Here is a 23,469-nt window from a genome sequence, read left to right on the forward strand (position 1 = left end):
TAAACCTAACGCCAACAGCCGTCCGACGGGTGACACCACCGGCTATCTGGCAAACCCGAAGGAGGTGTGAGATGGGAAGTGGATGGCATGAATGGCCGCTGATGATCTTCACGGTCTTCGGGCAGTGCGTGGCGGGTGGGTTTATCGTGCTCGCCCTGGCGCTGTTAAAAGGGAACCTGAACGCAGAGCAGCAGCAGCGTCTGGTGCTGAGCATGTTTGGCCTGTGGGTGCTGATGGGGATCGGTTTCATCGCCTCTACGCTACACCTGGGTTCACCGATGCGCGCGTTCAACTCGCTGAACCGCGTGGGGGCATCCTCGCTGAGTAACGAAATCGCCAGCGGGGCGATCTTCTTTGCCGTTGGCGGGATTGGCTGGCTGCTGGCAGCGCTGAAAAAGCTGCCTTCAGGGCTGCGTACCCTGTGGCTGATCGTCACTATGGTGCTGGGCGTGGTATTCGTTTGGATGATGGTTCGCGTGTACAACACCATCGACACCGTGCCGACCTGGTACAGCGTCTGGACGCCAATGAGCTTCTTCCTCACCATGTTCATCGGCGGGCCGCTGCTGGGCTTCCTGCTGCTGCGCGTGGCGGGCGTCGACGGCTGGGCGATGCGCCTGCTGCCAGCGGTTTCCCTGCTGGCGCTGGTGGTCAGTGCCGTTGTTGCCCTGATGCAGGGTGCTGAGCTGGCGACTATCCACAGCTCCATTCAGCAGGCGTCTGCGCTGGTGCCGGATTACGGCTCGCTGATGGCCTGGCGCGTCGTGCTGTTGGCCGCGGCGCTGGTGTGCTGGATTGCGCCTCAGCTCAAAGGGTATCAGCCCGCACTGCCGCTGCTGTCGCTGGCTTTTGTGCTGGTGCTGGCAGGTGAACTGATTGGCCGCGGCGTGTTCTACGGTCTGCATATGACGGTAGGTATGGCCATCGCCAGCTAAGGTTATTTTTAGTTATATAAAGCCGGGACTTAGCGCCCGGCTTTTCTTTTTCTCATCATGAAATTTTTCAACTGTCGTCTGGCTTTAATTTTCCCCTTAAATAAACAAAAACAAACAGATAATTATTATCGATAGCAGGCGTTGCATTAGCAGGATTAGTTTTTTAAATCGACAGGAGACATATCGTGCGCGCCCTCTGAATGGGTGGATTGACTTTGTTTTTGCCAGTGGCATGATGCGCACGAAATCTGAACTTCCTCACGGTTTTTAATCCATGACCACCTATACCCGGCCAGTGCTTCTGTTGCTCTGTGGCCTGCTTTTGTTGACCCTGGCGATCGCAGTGTTAAATACGCTGGTTCCCCTGTGGCTCGCCCATGAAAACTTACCTACCTGGCAGGTGGGTATGGTCAGCTCGTCCTTTTTTACCGGCAACCTGCTGGGGACGCTGGTGACGGGGAGTTTGATTAAGCGCTTTGGCTTTAACCGCAGCTATTATCTGGCATCGCTGATTTTTGCTGCCGGCTGCGCCGGGCTTGGCCTGATGGTGGGCTTCTGGAGCTGGATGCTGTGGCGCTTCATCGCGGGCGTGGGGTGCGCGATGATCTGGGTGGTGGTGGAAAGCGCGCTGATGTGCAGCGGCACATCCCGCAACCGCGGTCGCCTGCTGGCGGCCTATATGATGGTTTACTACGTGGGCACCGTGCTCGGCCAGCTGATGGTCAGTAAACTGCCAACCGATTTGATGAGCGTCCTGCCGTGGGTGACGGGAATGGTGCTGGCCGCGATTTTGCCGCTGCTGTTTACCCGTATCGTCAACCAGCAGAGCGAACATCAGGAAGCCGCGCACGTCTGGCCGATGCTGAGACTGCGCCAGGCGCGTCTTGGTGTGAACGGCTGCATTATCTCCGGGATTGTGCTGGGGTCGCTTTATGGTCTGATGCCGCTCTATTTGAACCATCAGGGCGTCAGCGATTCCGGGATTGGTTTCTGGATGGCGGTCATGGTCAGCGCCGGGATTGTCGGTCAATGGCCGATTGGTCGCCTGGCGGATCGCTTTGGCCGTCTGTTGGTGCTGCGCGTGCAGGTGTTTGTGGTGATCATGGGCTGCCTGGCGATGCTCAGCAACGCGGCGATGGCGCCTGCGCTGTTTATCCTCGGCGCGGCGGGCTTCACGCTCTATCCGGTGGCGATGGCCTGGGCCTGTGAGAAAGTGGAACACCATCAGCTGGTGGCGATGAACCAGGCGCTGCTGCTGAGCTACACCATCGGCAGCCTGCTGGGGCCAACTTTTACCGCCATGCTGATGCAGAATTATTCCGACAACCTGCTGTTTATCATGATTGCCAGCGTGTCGTTTATTTACCTGCTTATGCTGCTGCGTAAAGCGGGTGAACATCCAACCCCGGTAGCGCACGCCTGATGAAATAAAAGCCCGTCGATGACGGGCTTTTTTGTCTCTGTCACAACTCAGAGTTTTACGTATTGTGTGTTTACTGCGCCGGACGATAATTCGATCGAGTTCTATCACTAAAAGGCAGCAACTATGTCTACTCGTCGTTTTACCACTACAGCACTGGCGGTAGTGTTGTCCTTAACGTTCGCAGCTGCACCGGCGATGGCGAATCCAGGTAATGGAAACGGTCACGGAAATGGTAACGGTGGCGGACAGGGTAATAGCGGCAACCACGGCAACGGGAACGCCGGTAATCACGGTAATAAGCAAAACGGCAATCACGAGGATGCGGGGAAATCCCGGAAAAGCGTAAGCGATGATGTTGATGCGCGCGTAAGTTTCGATCGTGCCCGCCACCTGGCGTTAAACTACGGCTTAACGGGCTATGATTCCTTGCCGCCGGGCATCGCGAAGAACCTGGCGCGCGGCAAACCGCTGCCTCCGGGCATTGCGAAGAAAACCGTTCCCGCGAAAATGCTGGGCCAACTTCCGTCGTATCCTGGCTATGAATGGCGAGTGGTTGGCGATAATTTAGTCTTAATTGCATTAAGCACGGCTATCGTGACCACTATTATTAACGGCGTCTTTAAATAGATATAAAAAAAGCCCGGACTCGCCGGGCTTTTTTATTAGTACATGACTTTGTGTCCGTACTGCTCAAGAATGCCTTTGACGCGTTCCATTGTCTCTTTCTTCGGCGGCTTAACGCCATCGAGCTTATATTCTTCGCCCATCGCCACCCATTTGTGTTTACCCAGCTCGTGATAGGGCAGCAGCTCAATTTTTTCAACGTTGCCCATATCGCGGGTAAATTCACCCAGACGGTGCGCGGAATCGTCGTCATCTGACCAGCCAGGGACAACAACGTAGCGGATCCAGGTTTTAATGCCTTTACCGGAGATGTATTTGGCAAACTCCAGCGTGCGGTGGTTGGACACACCGACCAGATTCTGGTGGATTTCGTCGTTCATCTGTTTGAGATCGAGCATCACCAGGTCGGTTACTTCAAGCAGCTCATCAATGACCGGATCGTAACGACGAACAAAGCCGTTGGTATCGAGGCAGGTGTGAATGCCTTCTTTGCGGCAGGCGCGGAACCAGTCGCGCACAAACTCCGCCTGAAGAATGGCTTCACCGCCGGACGCGGTCACGCCGCCGCCGGACGCGTTCATAAAGTGGCGATAGGTCACCACTTCTTTCATTAAATCTTCAACGGTTACCTCTTTGCCGCCGTGCGTATCCCATGTGTCGCGGTTATGGCAATACAGGCAGCGCATCAGGCAGCCCTGGAAGAAGGTAATAAAACGGATCCCTGGGCCATCAACGGTGCCACAGGATTCAAAGGAGTGAATACGACCAATAATTGACATTGCGGTGATATCTCCAGCATCGGCCCGTCCGGGGCCTGTGTATGCACAGCTCAAAGCCGGCTGTGTTACGCCTAATGGGATAGGCTCTTAGTCTGTTTTGGCTGTTATCCATTAAGTATAGATAGCGGACAAAAGAGACTGTGGGGGAGGGGGTGCTAAAAAGGCCCCACTTGCGTGGAGCCTTTATTGTACGCTGTTTAACGCGTGATTTCAGTCAAATCCAATTACATGGACTGAGTGAAAGTACGGGTGATAACGTCCTGCTGCTGTTCTTTAGTCAGGGAGTTAAAACGTACTGCGTAGCCAGATACACGGATGGTCAGCTGAGGATATTTCTCAGGATGTTCCATCGCGTCGAGCAGCATTTCACGGTTCATTACGTTCACGTTCAGGTGCTGACCACCTTCGATGGACGCTTCGTGGTGGAAGTAACCATCCATCAGACCCGCGAGGTTAGTTTTACGCACTTCGTCGTCTTTACCCAGCGCATTTGGAACGATAGAGAAGGTGTAAGAGATACCATCTTTAGCGTAAGCAAACGGCAGTTTAGCAACGGAGGTCAGAGAGGCAACAGCACCTTTCTGGTCACGACCGTGCATTGGGTTAGCACCTGGGCCGAATGGCGCGCCAGCACGACGACCGTCTGGGGTGTTACCGGTTTTCTTACCATACACAACGTTAGAGGTGATGGTCAGAACAGACTGGGTCGGGATAGCGTTACGGTAAGTAGTCAGTTTCTGAATTTTCTTCATGAAACGTTCTACCAGGTCAACCGCCATGTCATCAACGCGAGCGTCGTTGTTACCAAACTGCGGGTATTCGCCTTCGATTTCGAAGTCGATAGCCAGACCGTCTTCGTCACGAATTGGTTTAACTTTCGCATATTTGATTGCAGACAGGGAGTCAGCAGCAACGGACAGACCTGCGATACCACACGCCATGGTGCGAACAACGTCACGGTCGTGCAGCGCCATCAGAGAGGCTTCGTAGCTGTACTTGTCGTGCATGTAGTGGATAACGTTCAGCGCAGTCACGTACTGCTTAGCCAGCCAGTCCATGAAGTGATCCATGCGGTCCATTACTTCGTCGAAGTTCAGAACATCGCCCTTGATCGGTTCAGATTTAGGACCAACCTGCATTTTCAGTTTTTCATCAACGCCGCCGTTGATTGCGTACAGCATGGTTTTCGCCAGGTTTGCACGCGCACCGAAGAACTGCATTTGTTTACCAACAACCATTGGGCTTACGCAGCAAGCGATAGCGTAGTCATCGTTGTTGAAGTCAGGACGCATCAGGTCATCGTTCTCGTACTGCAGAGAAGAGGTATCGATAGACACTTTAGCGGCGAATTTCTTGAAGTTCAGAGGCAGTTTTTCAGACCACAGAACGGTGATGTTCGGCTCCGGAGAAGGACCCATGGTGTACAGGGTGTTCAGGAAGCGGAAGCTGTTTTTGGTAACCAGAGTACGGCCATCAACGCCCATACCACCGATAGATTCGGTTGCCCAGATTGGGTCACCAGAGAACAGTTCATCATATTCAGGGGTACGCAGGAAGCGAACCATACGCAGTTTCATGACCAGGTGGTCAATCATTTCCTGAGCGTCTTGTTCAGTGATTTTGCCTGCTTTGATGTCGCGTTCGATGTAAGCATCCAGGAAGGTGGATACGCGACCGAAGGACATTGCTGCGCCGTTCTGAGATTTAACCGCGGCCAGGTAGCCGAAGTAAGTCCACTGGATAGCTTCCTGAGCGTTGGTAGCAGGACCAGAGATATCGCAGCCGTATTTAGCAGCCATCTCTTTGATCTGACCCAGCGCACGGTGCTGTTCAGCGATCTCTTCACGCAGACGGATAGTGGCTTCCAGGTTTACGCCGTTTTCCAGGTCAGACTGCAGGGAAACGAACTGTGCGTATTTGTCTTTCATCAGGAAGTCGATACCGTACAGCGCAACGCGACGGTAGTCACCGATGATACGGCCACGGCCATACGCATCTGGCAGACCAGTCAGAACGCCAGACTTACGGCAGTTCAGAATGTCTTTGGTGTAAACATCGAATACGCCCTGGTTGTGGGTCTTACGGTATTCGGTGAAGATTTTTTTCAGCATTGGGTCCAGCTCGCGGTTGTACGCTTTGCAGGAACCTTCAACCATTTTGATACCACCGAACGGGATAATCGCACGTTTCAGTGGCGCTTCAGTTTGCAGACCAACGATTTTCTCAAGGGCTTTGTTGATGTAGCCAGCATCGTGAGAAGTGATGGTGGATGCAACGGAGGTGTCAAAATCAACTGGCGCGTGAGTGCGGTTTTCCAGTTTAACGCCTTCCATTACGCTGTCCCACAGCTTGGTGGTTGCGTCAGTTGCGCCAGCCAGGAAGGATTCGTCACCTTCATACGGGGTATAGTTTTTCTGAATGAAGTCACGGACGTTTACTTCATTCTGCCAGTCACCTTTGGTAAAACCTTCCCAGGCTGTGGCTAACTTTTCATTAAGCTCGGACATGTAACACCTACCTTCTTAAGTGGATTTTTTATTTTCTGCCTGTGGTAATCAATGACGATCGCCGCCACGCAGATAAATGACCCAGTATGTCAACCCAACTAACAGACCCCCACCGATAATGTTCCCGATAGTGACGGGGATCAGGTTATCAGTAATGAAATTCATAATAGTCAGGTGAGAGAAACTTTCCGGGGTGGAACCAACTGCGGTCCAGAACTCCGGGCTCGCAAAATCGCGAATTACAATACCCATAGGGATCATAAACATGTTTGCGATACTGTGCTCAAAGCCGCTGGCAACAAACATCGCAACCGGCAGAACCATAATCATGGCTTTGTCCATCAGGCTACGACCAGAGTAGCTCATCCAGACCGCCAGGCAGACCATCAGGTTTGCGAGGATGCCGAGAGCAACAGCTTCGATAAATGTGTGGTGCATTTTGTGGTCAGCGGTTTGCAGGACGTTAAGCCCCCAGGCGCCGTTGGCGGTCATATACTCGCCAGATAACCACATCAACAAAACAAAGAGCAGACAGCCAATCAGGTTACCAACGTAGACGTTTAACCAGTTTCGTGCCAGTTGGCCCCAGGTAATTCTTCCGCTGGCTTTTGCGACAACAATCAGCACCGTTGAGGTGAAGAGGTCAGCGCCGCATATCACGCAAAGAATCAGACCCAGTGAGAAGCAGATACCGCCAATCAGTTTCGCGATGCCGAATGGCATTGCCGCTGTACCCGTTGTGGCAGTGATGTAGAAGACAAAAGCAATCGAGATGAACACGCCCGCGGTGATCGCCAGATAGAAGGTTTTCATCGGGTGCTTCGTTGCTTTATAGACACCCGCTTCTTCGGCAACTTTGGCCATCGCAGCTGGGAGTAATAGATCAAAAGGGTTGTCAGCTTTCACACTAACTCTCTCTTTATTAAGTCGGCGACGAGATACTAACAAAGCATTATAGAAGAGAAATTGATATAGATCATATCTCGCCTGGCTTATAGGCCCGCAATGCGTATGGTTTTACAGCAAAAGCGGAGTAAGTATTTGATTATCCGTGTAAAAATAAATTTTAAAAGTTATGAAAAGAGTTGAATATTTTCGATCGCTCTCCCTTAAAACAGTTAATTAAAATGGAGTATTTACCATAATTAGTAACAGTCAAGCGCAGGTAAGTAGAATAATATTTACCCGTAATTAACTTTATTATTACATTTAAAAATCATTACCGCAGAAATAAAAAAACGGGGCAATGAAATTGCCCCGTAATATAGCTCAGGCGATTAGAAGCGCCTACAGTTTGTCATGTTATATGCGCTTATTTTGACCAATAGGCGGCTTTGGCTTTCTGCAATTTCTCATAGGCTTTCAGCAGCGACTGATGTGCCGGGAAGGCTTTAAGATCGCTGTCTACAGCCTGCAGGCCGTAGAATGGCGCCTCGCCGCTCAGCGCCGCGCTGGCTGCTTCTACCGCTTCTGCGCCGTACATGCGTACAAAGGCGTTCAGGTATTGCAGCGGCTGACGATCTTCTTCCTGCGCCAGTAAAAGCAGGGTTTGCAGGCAGCGATAGTAGTTAGCGCGTTCTGCACTGAAGACCGACTGGTTAAATTCCATCGTCCATTCAGTCCAGGCCAGCGCCTGATCCAGATCGCCACCCGCCAGGGCCAGCATCGCTTTCAGCTCACCGATACGCAGGGTGTACCAGCCGTTGTCTTTCCCGGTCGCCAGACCCAGGAGCTCACGCACGCGGGTGAAATCGTCGTGGCCTTCGTCGTCGAGCTGGGCAATCAGATTCAGGTAATCTTCTTTTTCCCACTCGCTGCCGGGCAGTGAAAGCAGGGTGTCACGCAGATGTGCGCCCATGCTGTTATTCGCCAGCCACAGATCTTCTGCCGGGTAAATATCAGACATTCCCGGAACCAGAATACGGCAGGCATAGACGCTCAGGTGCTCGTAATCGGCGATATAGACTTCTTTATCTTCTGCTTTGAAGATGGCCATCAGCGTGGCGAACTCTTCTTCGGTCGTCCCGGCGAAGCTCCAGTCCACGAACGGATAGTCAGCGTCCTGCTTGAACATGTCCCAGGAGATCAAACCGCTGGAATCGATGAAGTGCGTTTCCAGGTTCGCGTGTTCAGCCACTTCTTCGTCGTCGAAGGTTGGTGGGGTGAAGACGTCGAGATCTTTCAGGCCGCGGCCCTGCAGCAGTTCGGTGACGGTACGCTCCAGCGCCACGCCAAAGTCAGGGTGTGCGCCAAATGAAGCGAAGCAGGTCCCGTTCGCCGGGTTGAACAGCACCACGCAGATAACCGGGTACTTGCCGCCCAGAGAGCCATCGTAGGCGAAGATTGGGAAACCTTCGGCTTCCAGCTTAGCGATGGATTCCACCACGCCAGGATAGCGAGCCAGCACGTCGGCCGGGATCTCAGGCAGGCTGATGGATTCGGCGATAATGCGGTTTTTAATGTGACGTTCGAATACTTCGGACAGACCCTGAACGCGCGCTTCGTTGCGGGTGTTACCGGCAGACATACCGTTAGACACGTACAGGTTACCCACGATGTTCATTGGGATGTATACGGTCTGCTCATCCGACTGGCGGGTAAACGGCAGGGCGCAGATACCGCGCTCTTCGTTACCGGACTGCAGGTCGATAAGCATACTGGCGGTCAGCTCGTTATCGGCATCGTAAAACGCGCGCAGGCGCGCATCAAGGATGCCTTCCGGCAGTTCGTCGTCTTCGGGCAGCGGGAACCATTTTTCATTCGGATAATGCACGAATGGGCCGTTGGCGATGGTATCGCCCAGCCAGAAGTCGGCGAAGAAATAGTTGGTCGACAGACGCTCAAAATACTCACCCAGCGCAGAGGCCAGCGCCGCCTTTTTGGTTGCACCTTTACCGTTGGTAAAGCACAGCGCGCAGTCTTTGTCGCGAATATGCACGGACCAGACGTGAGGCACCGGATTCAGCCAGGAGGCCTCTTCAATATTAAAGCCGAGGTCGGTCAGTTTCTGCTGGAAGCGAGCGATGGAATCTTCCAGAGCGGCGTCTTTGCCGGGGATAAACGTTTGAGTCATGGCGTTCACTTTTATCGTACGTAAAGCGCGCAATGATACGGGTTTTGCGTGACGGGTGCTATCTTCGGCGAAAATAAAAGGTTGGGCTATGCTTAGAGGCAGTAACCTACTGTTAAGGCATAGAAAAATGAAAGCGTTCGATCTTCACCGGATGGCGTTCGATAAGGTCCCACCGGAATTTTTAGGCGAAGTTGCCCTGCGCAGCCTTTATACCTTCGTACTGGTTTTTCTGTTTCTTAAAATCACCGGGCGCCGCGGCGTTCGGCAGATGTCCCTTTTTGAAGTGCTGATCATCCTGACGCTGGGGTCGGCGGCGGGAGACGTGGCCTTTTATGACGACGTACCGATGGTGCCGGTCTTCGTGGTGTTCGTCACGCTGGCCCTGATGTATCGGCTGGTGATGTGGCTGATGTCGAAAAGCGAAAAGCTGGAGGATCTCCTTGAAGGCAAACCGGTTGTGATTGTCGAAGACGGACAGCTGGCGTGGGAGAAGGTACAAAGCGCCAATATGACCGAATTTGAGTTCTTTATGGAGCTACGCCTGAACAACGTGGAACAGCTGGGGCAGGTGCGTCTGGCCATTATGGAAACCAACGGGCAGATCAGCGTCTATTACTATCACGATGATGACGTTAAGCCGGGCCTGTGCATTCTGCCGGACAGTTTCCTGGAGCGCTTTACGACCGTTCCCGACGCGGGAGAGTACGCCTGCGTTAGGTGCAGTCACGTCATTCCCATGCAGGCGGGGGATCACCGATTATGCCCGCGCTGCGCGAATCCAGAATGGACGAGGGTGAGCACGGCTAAACGCATTACCTGACAGCGGTTTTGTCGGTTTTGCGACAGCGAGATGGCAGATTGTATTGTGTGACGGGGAACACATTTAGCCGGTCATAAGTTTTAGACATTGCGGCGCGTGTCACTGAATGATAAAACCGATATCCACAGTTATAACTTATTGCTTTTAGCGTGGTGAGGGGAAATGGCTCAAGTCTTTAATTTCAGTTCAGGTCCGGCAATGTTACCGGCGGATGTACTCAAACAGGCTCAACAGGAACTTTGCGACTGGAACGGTCTGGGTACGTCGGTAATGGAAGTCAGCCACCGTGGTAAAGAGTTTATTCAGGTGGCGGAAGAAGCAGAAAAGGATTTTCGCGATCTGCTAAATATCCCCTCGAACTACAAAGTATTGTTCTGCCACGGCGGCGGGCGCGGTCAATTTGCTGGCGTGCCCCTGAATATCCTGGGCGACAAAACCACCGCTGACTACGTTGATGCCGGCTACTGGGCCGCAAGCGCGGTGAAAGAAGCGCATAAATACTGCACGCCAAACGTTATCGATGCCAAAGTCACGGTTGACGGCCTGCGTGCCGTGAAGCCGATGAGCGAATGGCAGCTTTCCGATAATGCCGCGTATCTGCACTACTGCCCGAACGAAACCATCGACGGCATCGCCATCGACGAAACGCCGAATTTCGGCAAAGACGTGATCGTTGCCGCCGACTTCTCCTCTACTATTCTGTCCGCGCCTTTGGACGTGAGCCGCTACGGCGTTATCTACGCAGGCGCGCAGAAAAATATCGGCCCGGCCGGTCTGACTATCGTTATCGTGCGTGAAGATTTGCTGGGTAAAGCCCATAAATCCTGCCCGTCGATTCTGGATTACACCGTGCTGAACGATAACGACTCCATGTTTAACACCCCGCCGACGTTTGCCTGGTATCTCTCCGGCCTGGTCTTCAAGTGGCTGAAGCAAAACGGCGGCGTGGCGCAGATGGACAAGGTTAATCAGCAAAAAGCTGAGCTGCTGTACGGCGTTATCGACAAGAGCGATTTCTATCGTAACGACGTGGCGAAAACCAACCGTTCCCGCATGAACGTGCCGTTCCAGCTCGCTGACAGCAATCTGGATAAAGTGTTCCTGGAAGAGTCGTTCGCCGCGGGCCTGCGCGCCCTGAAAGGCCACCGCGTGGTTGGCGGGATGCGCGCGTCTATTTATAACGCCATGCCGCTGGAAGGCGTTAAGGCACTGACCGATTTCATGATCGATTTCGAACGTCGTCACGGTTAATCGCGCTGTTTTTCACCCCCGCAGCTATGCTGCGGGGTTTTTATTATGTTGAGTTGAGAGTTAAGTTTCATGGAATCCCTGACGTTACAACCTATCGCGCGGGTAGATGGCACCATCAATCTGCCTGGTTCAAAAAGTGTCTCGAACCGCGCGCTGCTGCTGGCAGCTCTGGCTAATGGCACCACTGTTCTGACAAACCTGTTAGACAGCGATGATATTCGCCATATGCTCAATGCACTTAACGCGTTGGGAGTCCGTTATACGCTGTCTGACGATCGTACCCGCTGCGAAGTGACCGGAAATGGCGGCGCGCTGCGCGCTACTGAATCGCTCGAGCTGTTCCTCGGCAATGCCGGAACGGCGATGCGCCCGCTGGCGGCGGCGCTGTGCCTTGGCAGCAACAACATCGTTCTGACCGGCGAGCCGCGCATGAAAGAGCGTCCGATTGGTCATCTGGTGGATGCCCTTCGTCAGGGCGGCGCGCAGATTGATTATCTGGAGCAGGAAAACTACCCGCCGCTGCGCCTGCGCGGAGGCTTCACCGGCGGTGCCGTTGAGGTTGACGGCAGCGTATCAAGCCAGTTCTTGACGGCGCTGCTGATGACTGCGCCTCTGGCGCCGCAGGACACGGTTATCACCATCAAAGGTGAGCTGGTGTCCAAACCGTACATCGATATCACGCTGCACCTGATGAAAACCTTCGGTGTGGGCGTTGAAAACCAGTCCTACCAGCGCTTTGTCGTGCGCGGCGGGCAGCAGTATCAGTCGCCGGGCAACTATCTCGTCGAAGGCGATGCCTCTTCCGCGTCTTACTTCCTGGCCGCCGGCGCAATTAAGGGCGGCACGGTGAAAGTGACCGGCATTGGCCGTAACAGCGTGCAGGGCGATATCCGCTTTGCCGACGTACTGGAGAAAATGGGCGCGGTTGTGACCTGGGGAGATGATTTCATCTCCTGTACGCGCGGCGAGCTGAACGCCATCGATATGGACATGAACCATATCCCTGACGCGGCAATGACCATTGCCACGGCGGCGCTGTTCGCGAAGGGCACGACAACCCTGCGTAATATTTACAACTGGCGCGTGAAAGAGACTGACCGCCTGTTTGCGATGGCTACCGAGCTGCGTAAAGTTGGTGCCGAAGTGGAGGAGGGCGAAGATTACATTCGCGTGACGCCTCCGGCTAAACTGCAGTTCGCGGAAATTGGCACCTACAACGATCACCGCATGGCGATGTGTTTCTCGCTGGTGGCGCTGTCGGATACGCCGGTGACGATCCTCGATCCGAAATGCACCGCGAAAACCTTCCCGGACTATTTTGAGCAGCTGGCGCGCATCAGCACGCTTGCCTGACAGAACGCCTGCCGCATCTTCGGATGCGGCATTTCCTTACGCTTCCTGACGTTCATCCTCCCTGATTTCTTCTACACTCAGCTTCATTAATTCCGTAATTTGCACGCAAAGGTAACAGTTGCGCACGTTGGCGCGTATAATGCGCGGCGTTCATGTTAACGGTATGCCTTTATTAAGGAGAAAAAGATGACGGCAGTTGCCCCGGTAATCACCATTGATGGGCCAAGTGGCGCAGGGAAAGGTACTCTGTGCAAAGCGATGGCGGAAGCATTGCAATGGCATCTTTTAGACTCGGGAGCAATCTATCGCGTGCTGGCTCTGGCCGCACTGCATCACCACGTGGATGTGACCTCTGAAGAGGCGCTGGTACCGCTGGCTGCACATCTGGATGTACGCTTTGTCTCCACCGATGGCAACCTTGAGGTGATTCTGGAAGGGGAAGATGTGAGCGGCGAAATCCGCACTCAGGATGTGGCCAACGCGGCGTCCCAGGTTGCTGCTTTCCCGCGCGTTCGCGAGGCGCTGTTGCGTCGCCAGCGCGGTTTCCGTGAAGCGCCAGGCCTGATTGCCGACGGCCGCGATATGGGTACAGTGGTATTCCCTGACGCACCTGTTAAAATTTTCCTTGATGCGTCCTCTGAAGAACGCGCCCATCGCCGTATGCTTCAGTTGCAGGAAAAGGGCTTTAGTGTTAACTTTGATCGCCTTTTATCCGAGATAAAAGAGCGTGACGACCGCGATCGCAACCGCGCCGTCGCCCCACTTGTTCCGGCAGAAGATGCTTTAGTTCTGGATTCCACCAGTTTAACTATTGAGCAAGTGATTGAAAAAGCGCTACAATATGCGCGCCAAAAATTGGCACTCGCGTAATCGCGACAGATTTAGCAGTACCCCCGCTGCAATGGATTGACGGCGGGTATGTGAAACAACCCCATCCGGCACGGAGCCAGGTGGACGTTAATATTAACCTGAAGATTAAACATGACTGAATCTTTTGCTCAACTGTTTGAAGAATCCTTAAAAGAAATCGAAACCCGTCCGGGTTCCATCGTTCGTGGTGTTGTTGTTGCTATCGACAAAGACGTAGTACTGGTTGACGCCGGTCTGAAATCTGAGTCCGCCATCCCGGCAGAGCAGTTCAAAAACGCCCAGGGCGAGCTGGAAATCCAGGTTGGTGACGAAGTTGACGTTGCTCTGGATGCAGTAGAAGACGGCTTCGGTGAAACCCTGCTGTCCCGTGAGAAAGCTAAACGTCACGAAGCTTGGATCACGCTGGAAAAAGCTTACGAAGAAGCTGAAACTGTGGTTGGTGTTATCAACGGCAAAGTTAAAGGCGGCTTCACTGTTGAGCTGAATGGTATTCGTGCGTTCCTGCCAGGTTCACTGGTAGACGTTCGTCCAGTTCGTGACACCCTGCACCTCGAAGGCAAAGAGCTTGAGTTCAAAGTAATCAAGCTGGACCAGAAGCGTAACAACGTTGTTGTATCCCGTCGTGCCGTTATCGAATCCGAAAACAGCGCAGAACGCGATCAGCTGCTGGAAAACCTGCAGGAAGGCATGGAAGTCAAAGGTATCGTTAAGAACCTCACTGACTACGGCGCATTCGTTGACCTGGGCGGCGTTGATGGCCTGCTGCACATCACCGACATGGCGTGGAAACGCGTTAAGCACCCAAGCGAAATCGTGAACGTTGGCGACGAAATCACTGTTAAAGTGCTGAAGTTCGACCGCGAACGTACTCGTGTATCCCTCGGCCTGAAACAGCTGGGCGAAGATCCATGGGTAGCTATCGCTAAGCGTTACCCAGAAGGTACTAAACTGACTGGTCGCGTTACCAACCTGACCGACTACGGCTGCTTCGTTGAAATCGAAGAAGGCGTTGAAGGCCTGGTGCACGTTTCCGAAATGGACTGGACCAACAAAAACATTCACCCATCCAAAGTTGTTAACGTTGGTGATGTAGTGGAAGTGATGGTTCTGGATATCGACGAAGAACGTCGTCGTATCTCCCTGGGCCTGAAACAGTGCAAAAACAACCCATGGCAGCAGTTCGCGGAAACCCACAACAAGGGCGACCGTGTTGAAGGTAAAATCAAGTCTATCACTGACTTCGGTATCTTCATCGGCCTGGACGGCGGCATCGATGGCCTGGTTCACCTGTCTGACATCTCCTGGAACGTTGCAGGCGAAGAAGCAGTACGTGAATACAAAAAAGGCGACGAAATCGCTGCAGTTGTTCTGCAGGTTGACGCAGAGCGTGAGCGTATCTCCCTGGGCGTTAAACAGCTCGCAGAAGATCCGTTCAACAACTGGGTTGCACTGAACAAGAAAGGCGCAATCGTAAACGGTAAAGTGACTGCAGTTGATGCTAAAGGCGCAACCGTAGAGCTGGCTGACGGCGTTGAAGGTTACCTGCGCGCTTCTGAAGCTTCACGTGACCGCGTTGAAGATGCAACTCTGGTTCTGAGCGTTGGCGACGACGTTGAAGCTAAGTTCACCGGTGTTGACCGTAAGAACCGTGCAATCAGCCTGTCTGTTCGTGCTAAAGACGAAGCTGATGAGAAAGATGCAATCGCAACTGTTAACAAACAGGAAGATGCAAACTTCTCTAACAACGCAATGGCTGAAGCTTTCAAAGCAGCTAAAGGCGAGTAATATCAAGTTCTCAACATCATTTGAGCTGTAACGCATTTACAGCGAGAAGGATGAGGAGCAGACTTGACAGATTGCAGGATTCGTCCTGTAATCAATAACAAAGGGCGGCTACGGCCGCCCTTGTTTAATGAGCTGTTCAGCTAATTGGTTTGAAGGAACCGGAGGAATCATGACCAAGTCAGAATTGATTGAAAGACTTGCCAGTCAGCAACCGCACATCCCTGCCAAGGCAGTGGAAGATGCAGTAAAAGAGATGCTGGAGCATATGGCCACCACTCTTGCCCAGGGCGAGCGCATTGAAATCCGCGGTTTCGGTAGTTTCTCTCTGCACTATCGTGCTCCACGCACCGGGCGTAACCCGAAGACAGGCGATAAAGTTGAGCTGGAAGGTAAATATGTTCCGCACTTTAAGCCGGGTAAAGAGCTGCGCGATCGCGCCAATATTTACGGCAACTGAGTTTAGCCTTCGGGGTTAAACTGGGTTAAAAGAAAGCACCTTCGGGTGCTTTTTTTGTTTTTATCGCTTCTCTTCTGAAGATGCGCCGCAATTCTGGTTTCGCTTTCCTGCAAACCGTTAAAAATCTCTCAGCCCTCGCTGTGAATCTCACATTCTCTGCCTGACGTTCTCCCCGTGCGGCGACATACTGCCCGAAACAGGGAGGTTGCGATGGGAATACCGATAGTCAGTGCCTGCGCCATTCTGGCAATTGTTCCGCTGCTCTGGTTGCCTGCGCTGCCGGGTATTCATGTGGTCTGGATGATGACTGCCGCAGGTGCATTCTTCTCGACGCTGCGTCTGCGTGGGCTGCGCTTTACGGGGCTATGGCTGCTTTTTTTCTCCTGGGGCGTGCTGGACGCAATGGAATATGTCTGGCCGATGCAGCATCTCACGACCGGAGCGCAGCGCGCGGAGGTCGTTATCACGGAAACGGACGGCGCGACAACGCATAAGGGAAAGATTGTTGCTCTCAATGGCAAGCGCTGGAACGCATCAACAGGCGTGGCGCTGTATGGCAACTATTTGCCCCAGCCCGCCTGCGCAGGCCAGCGATGGGCAATGACGCTGCGCCTCAGGGCCGTCCACGGCGAGCTTAATGACGGAGGATTCGATTCGCAGCGCAACGCCTTTGCCCGACACCAGACGCTGACCGGCAGGTTTACCCACGCGGAAATGATCGATGGCTCCTGTACCCTGCGCTCACGCTACCTGTCGTCCTTGCAAAATACGCTCGCACCATATCAGTGGGGAGTAGTGATCCTCGGCTTGGGGATGGGAGAGCGTCTGGCGGTATCAAAGGAAATAAATAACCTGATGCGTGAAACCGGCACCCTGCATCTGATGGCAATTTCGGGCCTGCACATTGCGCTTGCGGCTTCGATATTCTGGCTACTGGCGCGAGGGGTGCAGCTTTGCCTACCCGCCCACAGGATTGACTGGCGCATGCCGCTCCTTGCAGGCCTGGGTTTCGCCGCCTTTTATGCCTGGCTGACGGGGCTGCAGCCGCCCGCGCTGCGCACGGTAATCTCGCTCGGCGTACTGGCGGCATTAAAGATAAGCGGCCGTCGGTGGTCGCCGTGGGAGGTATGGCTGTGCTGCGTGGCGGCGATCCTGATTGCGGATCCTATGGCGGTTCTCTCCCAGAGCCTGGCGCTTTCCGCGTTTGCCGTCGCCGCGCTGATTTTCTGGTATCAGTGGCTGCCGCTGCCACGCCTGAACCGCTGGGTCAGCCCGTTTGTGAACTTATTTTATTTGCAGGTTGGGATGCTTCTGCTGCTTTTGCCGCTACAGGTGCTGATTTTTCACGGGTTCAGCATGTCATCGCTGGTGGCTAACCTGTTTGCCGTTCCGCTGGTGACGTTTGTTTCGGTTCCTCTGATCCTGCTCGGCATGCTGCTGCACTTATTCCCATCGGGCGTGCTGGAAACCCTCGTCTGGCAGGCGGCGGATAAATCTCTGGCGGGGCTTTTCTGGCTGCTGATGCGGTTACCGGACGGCTGGCAAAATGTGGATGAGCGTTGGCAATATCTGACCTTGCTTCCCTGGCTGGCGATTATTGGCTGGCGCTTGCGCGTCTGGAATCCAATGCCTGCGGTATGTATGGCGGGGAGTCTGCTACTGACGTTTCCACTCTGGAGAGCGACGAAAGATGATGGCTGGACGCTGCATATGCTGGATGTCGGGCAAGGGCTGGCGATGGTGGTTGAACGTCAGGGCAGGGCGATGTTGTACGATTCCGGGCTGGCATGGACGGGGGGCGATAGCGCGCAGCAGATTATTATTCCCTGGCTGCGCTGGCATCATCTGACCCCGGACGGGCTTATTCTCAGCCATGAGCATCTCGATCATGCGGGAGGTCTGGCATCTTTACAAAAAAGTTGGCCTGCAATGCGGGTGCGCAGCCCGCTGGGGTGGGCAGGGCATCTTCCCTGCTTTCGCGGACAGCAGTGGCAATGGCAAGGCTTAACGTTTAGCGTTCACTGGCCGCCGCCGGAGCAATCGTTGACCGGGAATAACCGCTCCTGCGTAGTAAAAATTGATGACGGTGAGCAGAGCGTTTTACTGACGGGCGACATCGAAGCGAAGGCCGAACTGGCGATGGTAAGCCACCGCTGGCGGCATCTTAGGTCTACACTCATTCAGGTACCGCATCATGGCAGTAACACATCTTCATCGCTTCCGCTTGTACAACGGGCTGAGGGGAAAATCGCGCTGGCTTCTGCGGCCCGCTATAACGCATGGCGATTTCCATCGGGCAAAGTTGTCAGGCGGTACAGAAAAGAGGGCTATTTTTGGCTAGATACACCCCAATCAGGACAAATCTCTGTGACCTTTTCGCAACATAGCTGGCAAATCCGGCGCTTACGCGATCAATATTTACCACGTTGGTATCATCAGTGGTTTGGCGCGCCCGTAGATAACGGGTAGAATATGCGGCTATTTCACCAAATGCTGGTTTTTTGAATGCATAACGACAAAGATCTCTCCACGTGGCAAACCTTCCGCCGACTCTGGCCGATGATTGCACCCTTTAAAACAGGCTTGATCGTGGCGGGCGTAGCGTTAATCCTCAACGCAGCCAGCGATACTTTTATGCTATCGCTTCTCAAACCGTTACTGGATGACGGTTTTGGTAAAACGGATCGCTCAGTGTTGCTATGGATGCCTCTGGTGGTTATCGGACTGATGATCTTACGCGGTATCACCAGCTATATTTCCAGCTACTGCATCTCATGGGTATCGGGGAAAGTGGTGATGACCATGCGTCGTCGCCTCTTCAGCCACATGATGGGAATGCCGGTTTCATTCTTTGATAAGCAGTCTACGGGCACCTTGCTTTCGCGTATCACATACGACTCAGAGCAGGTGGCATCGTCGTCCTCAAGCGCGCTGATTACGGTGGTGCGTGAAGGCGCATCGATTATCGGCCTGTTTATCATGATGTTCTATTACAGCTGGCAGCTGTCGATCATCCTTATTGTTCTGGCGCCGATTGTCTCCATCGCTATTCGCGTGGTGTCCAAGCGTTTTCGTAATATCAGCAAAAACATGCAGAACACCATGGGGCAGGTGACGACCAGCGCTGAGCAGATGCTGAAAGGCCATAAAGAAGTGCTGATTTTCGGCGGCCAGGAAGTCGAAACCAAACGCTTCGATAAAGTCAGCAACAAGATGCGCCTGCAGGGGATGAAAATGGTTTCAGCCTCTTCCATCTCTGACCCGGTCATTCAGCTGATCGCTTCCCTGGCGCTGGCATTTGTCCTGTATGCGGCGAGCTTCCCAAGCGTAATGGAAACCCTGACTGCCGGTACTATCACCGTGGTCTTCTCGTCGATGATTGCGCTGATGCGTCCGCTGAAATCCCTGACTAACGTCAACGCACAGTTCCAGCGCGGCATGGCCGCTTGCCAGACGCTGTTCAGTATCCTCGATTCCGAGCAGGAAAAAGACGAAGGCAAACGCGTGATTGAACGCGCGAAAGGTGACGTTGAGTTCCGCGATGTGACCTTTACCTATCCTGGTCGCGAAACGCCTGCACTGCGCAACATCAACCTGAGCATTCCGGCGGGCAAAACGGTTGCTTTGGTGGGGCGTTCGGGCTCCGGTAAGTCAACAATCGCCAGCCTGATTACGCGTTTCTACGACATTGATGAAGGCGAGATCCTGTTAGACGGTCACGACCTGCGTGAGTACACGCTGCAATCGCTGCGTAACCAGGTTGCGCTGGTCTCCCAGAACGTCCATCTGTTTAACGACACCGTGGCGAACAACATTGCTTACGCCCGTAACGACGTGTACAGCCGTGAGCAGATCGAAAATGCGGCGCGCATGGCCTATGCGATGGACTTTATCAACAAGATGGATAACGGTCTTGATACGGTCATCGGTGAAAACGGCGTCCTGCTTTCCGGCGGCCAGCGTCAGCGTATCGCCATTGCCCGTGCGCTGCTGCGCGATAGCCCGATCCTCATCCTCGACGAAGCGACCTCTGCGCTGGATACCGAATCTGAACGTGCGATTCAGTCTGCGCTGGACGAACTGCAGAAGAACCGTACTTCACTGGTGATTGCACACCGTCTGTCGACGATCGAACAGGCGGATGAAATCGTCGTGGTTGAAGACGGTCTTATCGTTGAACGCGGTAGCCACGCAGATCTGCTGGCCCATCGCGGCGTTTACGCGCAGCTTCATAAGATGCAGTTTGGCGAATGATTGCCCGCATCTGGTCAGGTGAATCCCCGCTGTGGCGGCTGTTTTTGCCGCTCTCCTGGCTTTACGGCCTGGTGAGCGGGGCGATTCGCTTGCTTTACCGCCTGGGGCTGAAGCGCGCCTGGCGCGCCCCGGTTCCGGTGGTGGTGGTGGGTAACCTGACCGCGGGCGGCAATGGTAAAACGCCGGTCGTTATCTGGCTGGTTGAACAACTCCAGAAACAGGGCATACGTCCGGGCGTGGTATCACGCGGTTACGGTGGCAAAGCGGCGTCCTATCCGCTGCTGTTAAATTCCCAGACCACCACGGCCGAAGCCGGCGATGAACCGGTTCTGATTTACCAGCGTACCGGAGCGCCGGTTGCCGTTTCTCCCGTTCGCAGCGACGCCGTAAAAGCGCTGCTGGCGGAACATCCGGTTCAAATCATCATCACCGACGATGGTTTGCAGCACTACGCGCTGGCACGCGACAAAGAGATTGTGGTCATTGATGGCGTTCGCCGTTTTGGCAACGGCTGGTGGCTCCCCGCCGGGCCTATGCGCGAACGTGCTTCGCGCCTCAAATCCGTGGATGCCGTCATTGTGAACGGCGGCGTGGCGAAGCCGGGAGAAATCCCTATGCGGCTTCATCCCGGTCTGGCGGTGAATCTGCTGACCGGCGAGCGTCGGGACGTGGCGGCACTCCCGTCGCTGGTGGCGATGGCCGGCATCGGACACCCCCCGCGCTTCTTCGCGACCCTGGAACACTGCGGTGCCCGCCCTGAGAAGTGCATCCCGCTGGCCGACCATCAGGCGCTCACGCCCGAACAGGTTGAAGCCTTCACGACTGAGGGGCAGACGCTCATCATGACGGAAAAAGACGCGGTAAAATGCCGTGGCTTTGCGAAAGAAAACTGGTGGTATCTGCCGGTTGACGCTGAACTCAGCGGCGAGCAGCCGGAAAAATTGCTCAAAGAACTGATTGCGTTGGTGCATTAATCGCAAATGCGGTTCTGATGGCGCTTTGACTGACAGGAAAACGCATGTCTTTACCGCAACTCTCGCTCTCTGCCGCGCGTAACTTACACCTCGCCGCACAGGGGCTGCTGAAAAAGCCCCGCCGTCGCGCGCGGCCAGCCGATATCCTTTCTACCGTGCAGCGCATGTCGCTGCTGCAAATCGACACCATTAACATCGTGGCGCGCAGCCCTTATCTGGTGCTGTTCAGCCGTCTGGGCGAGTATCAGCCCCAGTGGCTGGACAACGCGCTGAGCCAGGGCGAGCTCATGGAGTACTGGGCGCATGAGGCCTGCTTTCTGCCGCGCAGCGATTTTTCGCTGGTGCGCCACCGCATGCTCTCCCCGGATAAGATGGGCTGGAAATACCGTCAGGAGTGGATGCAGGAGCACGCGGCTGAAATAGAGCAGCTCATCGCCCATATTCAGGAAAATGGCCCGGTGCGCTCGGCCGATTTTGAGCATCCAAAGAAGGGAAGTAGCGGCTGGTGGGAGTGGAAACCGCACAAGCGCCACCTTGAGGGGCTGTTCACGTCGGGCAAGGTGATGGTGGTGGAGCGGCGTAATTTTCAGCGCGTCTACGACCTGACGCATCGCGTAATGCCCCACTGGGACGACGAGCGCGATCTGCTCACCCAGGAGGCCGCCGAAGCCATGATGCTGGAGAACAGCGCCCGCAGCCTGGGAATATTCCGTCCGCAGTGGCTGGCGGATTACTATCGCCTACGTCAGCCCGCGCTGAAACCGCTTCTGGAACGCTGGCAGCACGCCCGGCGAGCTATCCCGGTTGAGGTCGACACCCTCGGGGAGATGTGGCTCCACGCCGACCTGCTCCCGCTGCTGCCTCAGGCTCAGGACGGAAAGCTTCAGGCGACGCACAGCGCCGTGCTTTCGCCGTTTGACCCGGTCGTGTGGGACCGAAAGCGTGCCGAGCAGCTGTTTAACTTCAGCTATCGGCTGGAGTGCTACACCCCGGCGCCAAAACGTCAGTACGGCTATTTTGTTTTACCTCTGCTGCACAAAGGGCAGCTGGTGGGGCGAATGGACGCAAAGATGCACCGCAAAACCGGCATTCTGGACGTCATCGCGCTCTATCTGGAAGAGGGAACAAAGGTAACGGCAAGCCTGGAGAAAGGGTTAACGTCGGCGATAACCGATTTTGCTCGCTGGCAGGGCGCGAACTGCGTGACGCTGGGCCGCGCGCCTGAAGGGCTGTTTACGCACTGTCGAAGTGGCTGGGAAACAGGCACTCCCTGAAAAAGGAATGTGTTAAGCTTTATCGATTACCCATACGGAGGAACTATGGATCACCGTTTACTCGAAATTATTGCCTGCCCGGTGTGCAACGGCAAACTCTACTACAGCCAGGATAAACAAGAGCTAATTTGCAAACTGGACAGTCTGGCTTTCCCGCTGCGTGAGGGTATTCCGGTGCTGCTGGAAAACGAAGCCCGTTCGCTGGTGGCAGAAGAGAGCAAACCATGAGTTTTGTTGTCATTATTCCCGCGCGCTATGCATCAACCCGCCTGCCGGGTAAACCGCTGGTGGATATCAACGGCAAGCCGATGATCGTCCACGTGCTCGATCGCGCGCGCGAGTCCGGCGCCGACCGCGTTATCGTTGCCACCGATCACCCTGAGGTTGCGCGCGCCGTTGAGGCCGCGGGTGGCGAAGTTTGCATGACCCGCGCCGATCATCAGTCCGGTACCGAGCGTCTCGCTGAGGTGGTGGAAAAGTGCGGTTTCAGTGACGATACCGTCATTGTAAACGTGCAGGGCGACGAGCCGATGATCCCGGCGGTCATTATTCGTCAGGTGGCGGAAAACCTGGCCCAGCGTCAGGTTGGCATGGCGACGCTTGCGGTGCCTGTTCATCATGCGGAAGAAGCCTTTAACCCGAATGCCGTGAAGGTTGTGATGGACGCTGAAGGCTACGCGCTCTATTTCTCCCGCGCGACCATTCCGTGGGATCGCGACCGCTTTGCCGCCTCCAGAGAAACCATTGGCGATACCTTCCTGCGCCACCTGGGGATCTACGGCTATCGTGCGGGGTTTATCCGTCGCTATGTGACCTGGGCGCCGAGCCCGCTGGAGCATATCGAAATGCTCGAGCAGCTCCGCGTGCTGTGGTACGGCGAGAAAATCCACGTTGCGGTTGCCCAGGAAGTGCCGGGCACGGGCGTTGATACCCCTGAAGATCTCGAACGCGTTCGCGCTGAACTGCGTTAATTCCCATCATCCCCTCGTTCGGGGGGATGTTTTACCGTCTGGTTTTTATTCCTTTTTCTTTTCCATAATTGATCTCATACGGGTGACAACCATCCCCCGCGCGCTCATTATAAAAGCAG

19 protein-coding genes and 1 pseudogene are annotated in these 23,469 nt (G+C 54.5%); 16 read left to right on the forward strand and 4 right to left on the reverse strand.

Annotated elements, in window-relative coordinates:
* The 4 genes and pseudogenes from AB6V08_RS13555 to AB6V08_RS13570 all read left to right on the forward strand — a co-directional run.
* A pseudogene (locus tag AB6V08_RS13555) lies at nucleotides 1–70 on the forward strand (dimethyl sulfoxide reductase subunit B); the annotation flags it as partial.
* A 1-nt stretch (nucleotide 71) separates the two neighbouring features.
* Nucleotides 72–935: a dimethyl sulfoxide reductase anchor subunit family protein gene (locus AB6V08_RS13560; RefSeq protein WP_368543382.1), complete on the forward strand. Its 864-nt coding sequence runs from the start codon at nucleotides 72–74 to the stop codon at nucleotides 933–935.
* A 274-nt stretch (nucleotides 936–1,209) separates the two neighbouring features.
* Entirely contained in the window at nucleotides 1,210–2,358 is a 1,149-nt protein-coding gene (locus AB6V08_RS13565; protein WP_368543383.1) for an MFS transporter, read from the forward strand.
* Between the two features lie 123 nt (nucleotides 2,359–2,481).
* Nucleotides 2,482–2,985: an anti-virulence regulator CigR family protein gene (locus AB6V08_RS13570; RefSeq protein ID WP_368543384.1), complete on the forward strand. Its 504-nt coding sequence runs from the start codon at nucleotides 2,482–2,484 to the stop codon at nucleotides 2,983–2,985.
* A 35-nt stretch (nucleotides 2,986–3,020) separates the two neighbouring features.
* Here AB6V08_RS13570 and pflA read toward each other — a convergent pair whose 3' ends face one another.
* From pflA to ycaO, 4 genes are all read right to left on the reverse strand, one after another.
* A complete protein-coding gene (gene pflA, locus AB6V08_RS13575; protein WP_137848949.1) occupies nucleotides 3,021–3,761 on the reverse strand; it encodes a pyruvate formate lyase 1-activating protein in 741 nt (246 codons plus the stop codon).
* A 224-nt stretch (nucleotides 3,762–3,985) separates the two neighbouring features.
* Nucleotides 3,986–6,268 carry a formate C-acetyltransferase gene (pflB, locus tag AB6V08_RS13580; RefSeq protein ID WP_368543385.1) on the reverse strand — a complete coding sequence of 761 codons (2,283 nt, stop codon included), beginning with the start codon at nucleotides 6,266–6,268 and terminating at the stop codon, nucleotides 3,986–3,988.
* 48 nt (nucleotides 6,269–6,316) lie between these two features.
* Nucleotides 6,317–7,174, reverse strand: a complete 858-nt coding sequence (focA, locus tag AB6V08_RS13585; RefSeq protein WP_368543386.1) for a formate transporter FocA — start codon at nucleotides 7,172–7,174, stop codon at nucleotides 6,317–6,319.
* A gap of 406 nt (nucleotides 7,175–7,580) precedes the next feature.
* Complete coding sequence (ycaO, locus tag AB6V08_RS13590) at nucleotides 7,581–9,341, reverse strand: 30S ribosomal protein S12 methylthiotransferase accessory factor YcaO (protein ID WP_368543387.1); 1,761 nt, start codon at nucleotides 9,339–9,341, stop codon at nucleotides 7,581–7,583.
* Between the two features lie 127 nt (nucleotides 9,342–9,468).
* Here ycaO and AB6V08_RS13595 point away from each other — a divergent pair, with 127 nt between their 5' ends.
* The 12 genes from AB6V08_RS13595 (at nucleotide 9,469) to kdsB (ending at nucleotide 23,350) form a co-directional block, all read left to right on the forward strand.
* Nucleotides 9,469–10,161: a DUF421 domain-containing protein gene (locus AB6V08_RS13595; RefSeq protein ID WP_368543388.1), complete on the forward strand. Its 693-nt coding sequence runs from the start codon at nucleotides 9,469–9,471 to the stop codon at nucleotides 10,159–10,161.
* 162 nt (nucleotides 10,162–10,323) lie between these two features.
* Nucleotides 10,324–11,412, forward strand: coding sequence for a 3-phosphoserine/phosphohydroxythreonine transaminase (serC, locus tag AB6V08_RS13600; protein ID WP_368543389.1), 1,089 nt, complete (start codon nucleotides 10,324–10,326; stop codon nucleotides 11,410–11,412).
* A 69-nt stretch (nucleotides 11,413–11,481) separates the two neighbouring features.
* On the forward strand, nucleotides 11,482–12,765 hold the full coding sequence (gene aroA / locus AB6V08_RS13605; protein WP_368543390.1) for a 3-phosphoshikimate 1-carboxyvinyltransferase: 1,284 nt from the start codon (nucleotides 11,482–11,484) through the stop codon (nucleotides 12,763–12,765).
* Nucleotides 12,766–12,951: 186 nt separating this feature from the next.
* Nucleotides 12,952–13,635 carry a (d)CMP kinase gene (gene cmk / locus AB6V08_RS13610; RefSeq protein ID WP_368543391.1) on the forward strand — a complete coding sequence of 228 codons (684 nt, stop codon included), beginning with the start codon at nucleotides 12,952–12,954 and terminating at the stop codon, nucleotides 13,633–13,635.
* A gap of 111 nt (nucleotides 13,636–13,746) precedes the next feature.
* Nucleotides 13,747–15,420, forward strand: a complete 1,674-nt coding sequence (gene rpsA, locus AB6V08_RS13615; RefSeq protein ID WP_003858235.1) for a 30S ribosomal protein S1 — start codon at nucleotides 13,747–13,749, stop codon at nucleotides 15,418–15,420.
* A gap of 169 nt (nucleotides 15,421–15,589) precedes the next feature.
* The gene (ihfB, locus tag AB6V08_RS13620) at nucleotides 15,590–15,877 is read left to right on the forward strand and encodes an integration host factor subunit beta (protein WP_003858233.1); all 288 of its coding nucleotides are present in this window, start codon (nucleotides 15,590–15,592) and stop codon (nucleotides 15,875–15,877) included.
* A 210-nt stretch (nucleotides 15,878–16,087) separates the two neighbouring features.
* On the forward strand, nucleotides 16,088–18,346 hold the full coding sequence (locus AB6V08_RS13625) for a ComEC family protein (RefSeq protein ID WP_368543392.1): 2,259 nt from the start codon (nucleotides 16,088–16,090) through the stop codon (nucleotides 18,344–18,346).
* A gap of 36 nt (nucleotides 18,347–18,382) precedes the next feature.
* The gene (gene msbA, locus AB6V08_RS13630; protein ID WP_368543393.1) at nucleotides 18,383–20,131 is read left to right on the forward strand and encodes a lipid A ABC transporter ATP-binding protein/permease MsbA; all 1,749 of its coding nucleotides are present in this window, start codon (nucleotides 18,383–18,385) and stop codon (nucleotides 20,129–20,131) included.
* Nucleotides 20,128–21,105 (forward strand): tetraacyldisaccharide 4'-kinase, encoded by a 978-nt coding sequence (lpxK, locus tag AB6V08_RS13635; protein ID WP_368543394.1) that lies wholly within the window; start codon nucleotides 20,128–20,130, stop codon nucleotides 21,103–21,105. The genes msbA and lpxK overlap by 4 nt, the downstream gene beginning before the upstream one ends.
* Before the next feature lie 44 nt (nucleotides 21,106–21,149).
* Nucleotides 21,150–22,379 (forward strand): winged helix-turn-helix domain-containing protein, encoded by a 1,230-nt coding sequence (locus AB6V08_RS13640; protein WP_368543395.1) that lies wholly within the window; start codon nucleotides 21,150–21,152, stop codon nucleotides 22,377–22,379.
* A 45-nt stretch (nucleotides 22,380–22,424) separates the two neighbouring features.
* Nucleotides 22,425–22,607, forward strand: coding sequence for a protein YcaR (ycaR, locus tag AB6V08_RS13645; RefSeq protein WP_334402333.1), 183 nt, complete (start codon nucleotides 22,425–22,427; stop codon nucleotides 22,605–22,607).
* The gene (gene kdsB / locus AB6V08_RS13650) at nucleotides 22,604–23,350 is read left to right on the forward strand and encodes a 3-deoxy-manno-octulosonate cytidylyltransferase (protein WP_368543396.1); all 747 of its coding nucleotides are present in this window, start codon (nucleotides 22,604–22,606) and stop codon (nucleotides 23,348–23,350) included. The genes ycaR and kdsB overlap by 4 nt, the downstream gene beginning before the upstream one ends.
* Nucleotides 23,351–23,469: the final 119 nt, after the last annotated feature.

Source organism: Enterobacter soli (assembly GCF_964208575.1).
Classification (GTDB): Bacteria; Pseudomonadota; Gammaproteobacteria; order Enterobacterales; family Enterobacteriaceae; genus Enterobacter; species Enterobacter soli_A.

Bases quoted from the DNA above. Each gene is read 5' to 3' on its own strand.
- AB6V08_RS13565 (WP_368543383.1), top strand. From the start codon at position 1,210: ATGACCACCTATACCCGGCCAGTGCTTCTGTTGCTCTGTGGCCTGCTT.
- pflA (WP_137848949.1), bottom strand. From the start codon at position 3,761: ATGTCAATTATTGGTCGTATTCACTCCTTTGAATCCTGTGGCACCGTT.
- AB6V08_RS13560 (WP_368543382.1), top strand. From the start codon at position 72: ATGGGAAGTGGATGGCATGAATGGCCGCTGATGATCTTCACGGTCTTC.
- AB6V08_RS13570 (WP_368543384.1), top strand. From the start codon at position 2,482: ATGTCTACTCGTCGTTTTACCACTACAGCACTGGCGGTAGTGTTGTCC.
- msbA (WP_368543393.1), top strand. From the start codon at position 18,383: ATGCATAACGACAAAGATCTCTCCACGTGGCAAACCTTCCGCCGACTC.
- ihfB (WP_003858233.1), top strand. From the start codon at position 15,590: ATGACCAAGTCAGAATTGATTGAAAGACTTGCCAGTCAGCAACCGCAC.
- lpxK (WP_368543394.1), top strand. From the start codon at position 20,128: ATGATTGCCCGCATCTGGTCAGGTGAATCCCCGCTGTGGCGGCTGTTT.
- ycaR (WP_334402333.1), top strand. From the start codon at position 22,425: ATGGATCACCGTTTACTCGAAATTATTGCCTGCCCGGTGTGCAACGGC.
- cmk (WP_368543391.1), top strand. From the start codon at position 12,952: ATGACGGCAGTTGCCCCGGTAATCACCATTGATGGGCCAAGTGGCGCA.
- AB6V08_RS13595 (WP_368543388.1), top strand. From the start codon at position 9,469: ATGAAAGCGTTCGATCTTCACCGGATGGCGTTCGATAAGGTCCCACCG.
- AB6V08_RS13625 (WP_368543392.1), top strand. From the start codon at position 16,088: ATGGGAATACCGATAGTCAGTGCCTGCGCCATTCTGGCAATTGTTCCG.
- aroA (WP_368543390.1), top strand. From the start codon at position 11,482: ATGGAATCCCTGACGTTACAACCTATCGCGCGGGTAGATGGCACCATC.
- AB6V08_RS13640 (WP_368543395.1), top strand. From the start codon at position 21,150: ATGTCTTTACCGCAACTCTCGCTCTCTGCCGCGCGTAACTTACACCTC.
- rpsA (WP_003858235.1), top strand. From the start codon at position 13,747: ATGACTGAATCTTTTGCTCAACTGTTTGAAGAATCCTTAAAAGAAATC.
- kdsB (WP_368543396.1), top strand. From the start codon at position 22,604: ATGAGTTTTGTTGTCATTATTCCCGCGCGCTATGCATCAACCCGCCTG.
- pflB (WP_368543385.1), bottom strand. From the start codon at position 6,268: ATGTCCGAGCTTAATGAAAAGTTAGCCACAGCCTGGGAAGGTTTTACC.
- ycaO (WP_368543387.1), bottom strand. From the start codon at position 9,341: ATGACTCAAACGTTTATCCCCGGCAAAGACGCCGCTCTGGAAGATTCC.
- serC (WP_368543389.1), top strand. From the start codon at position 10,324: ATGGCTCAAGTCTTTAATTTCAGTTCAGGTCCGGCAATGTTACCGGCG.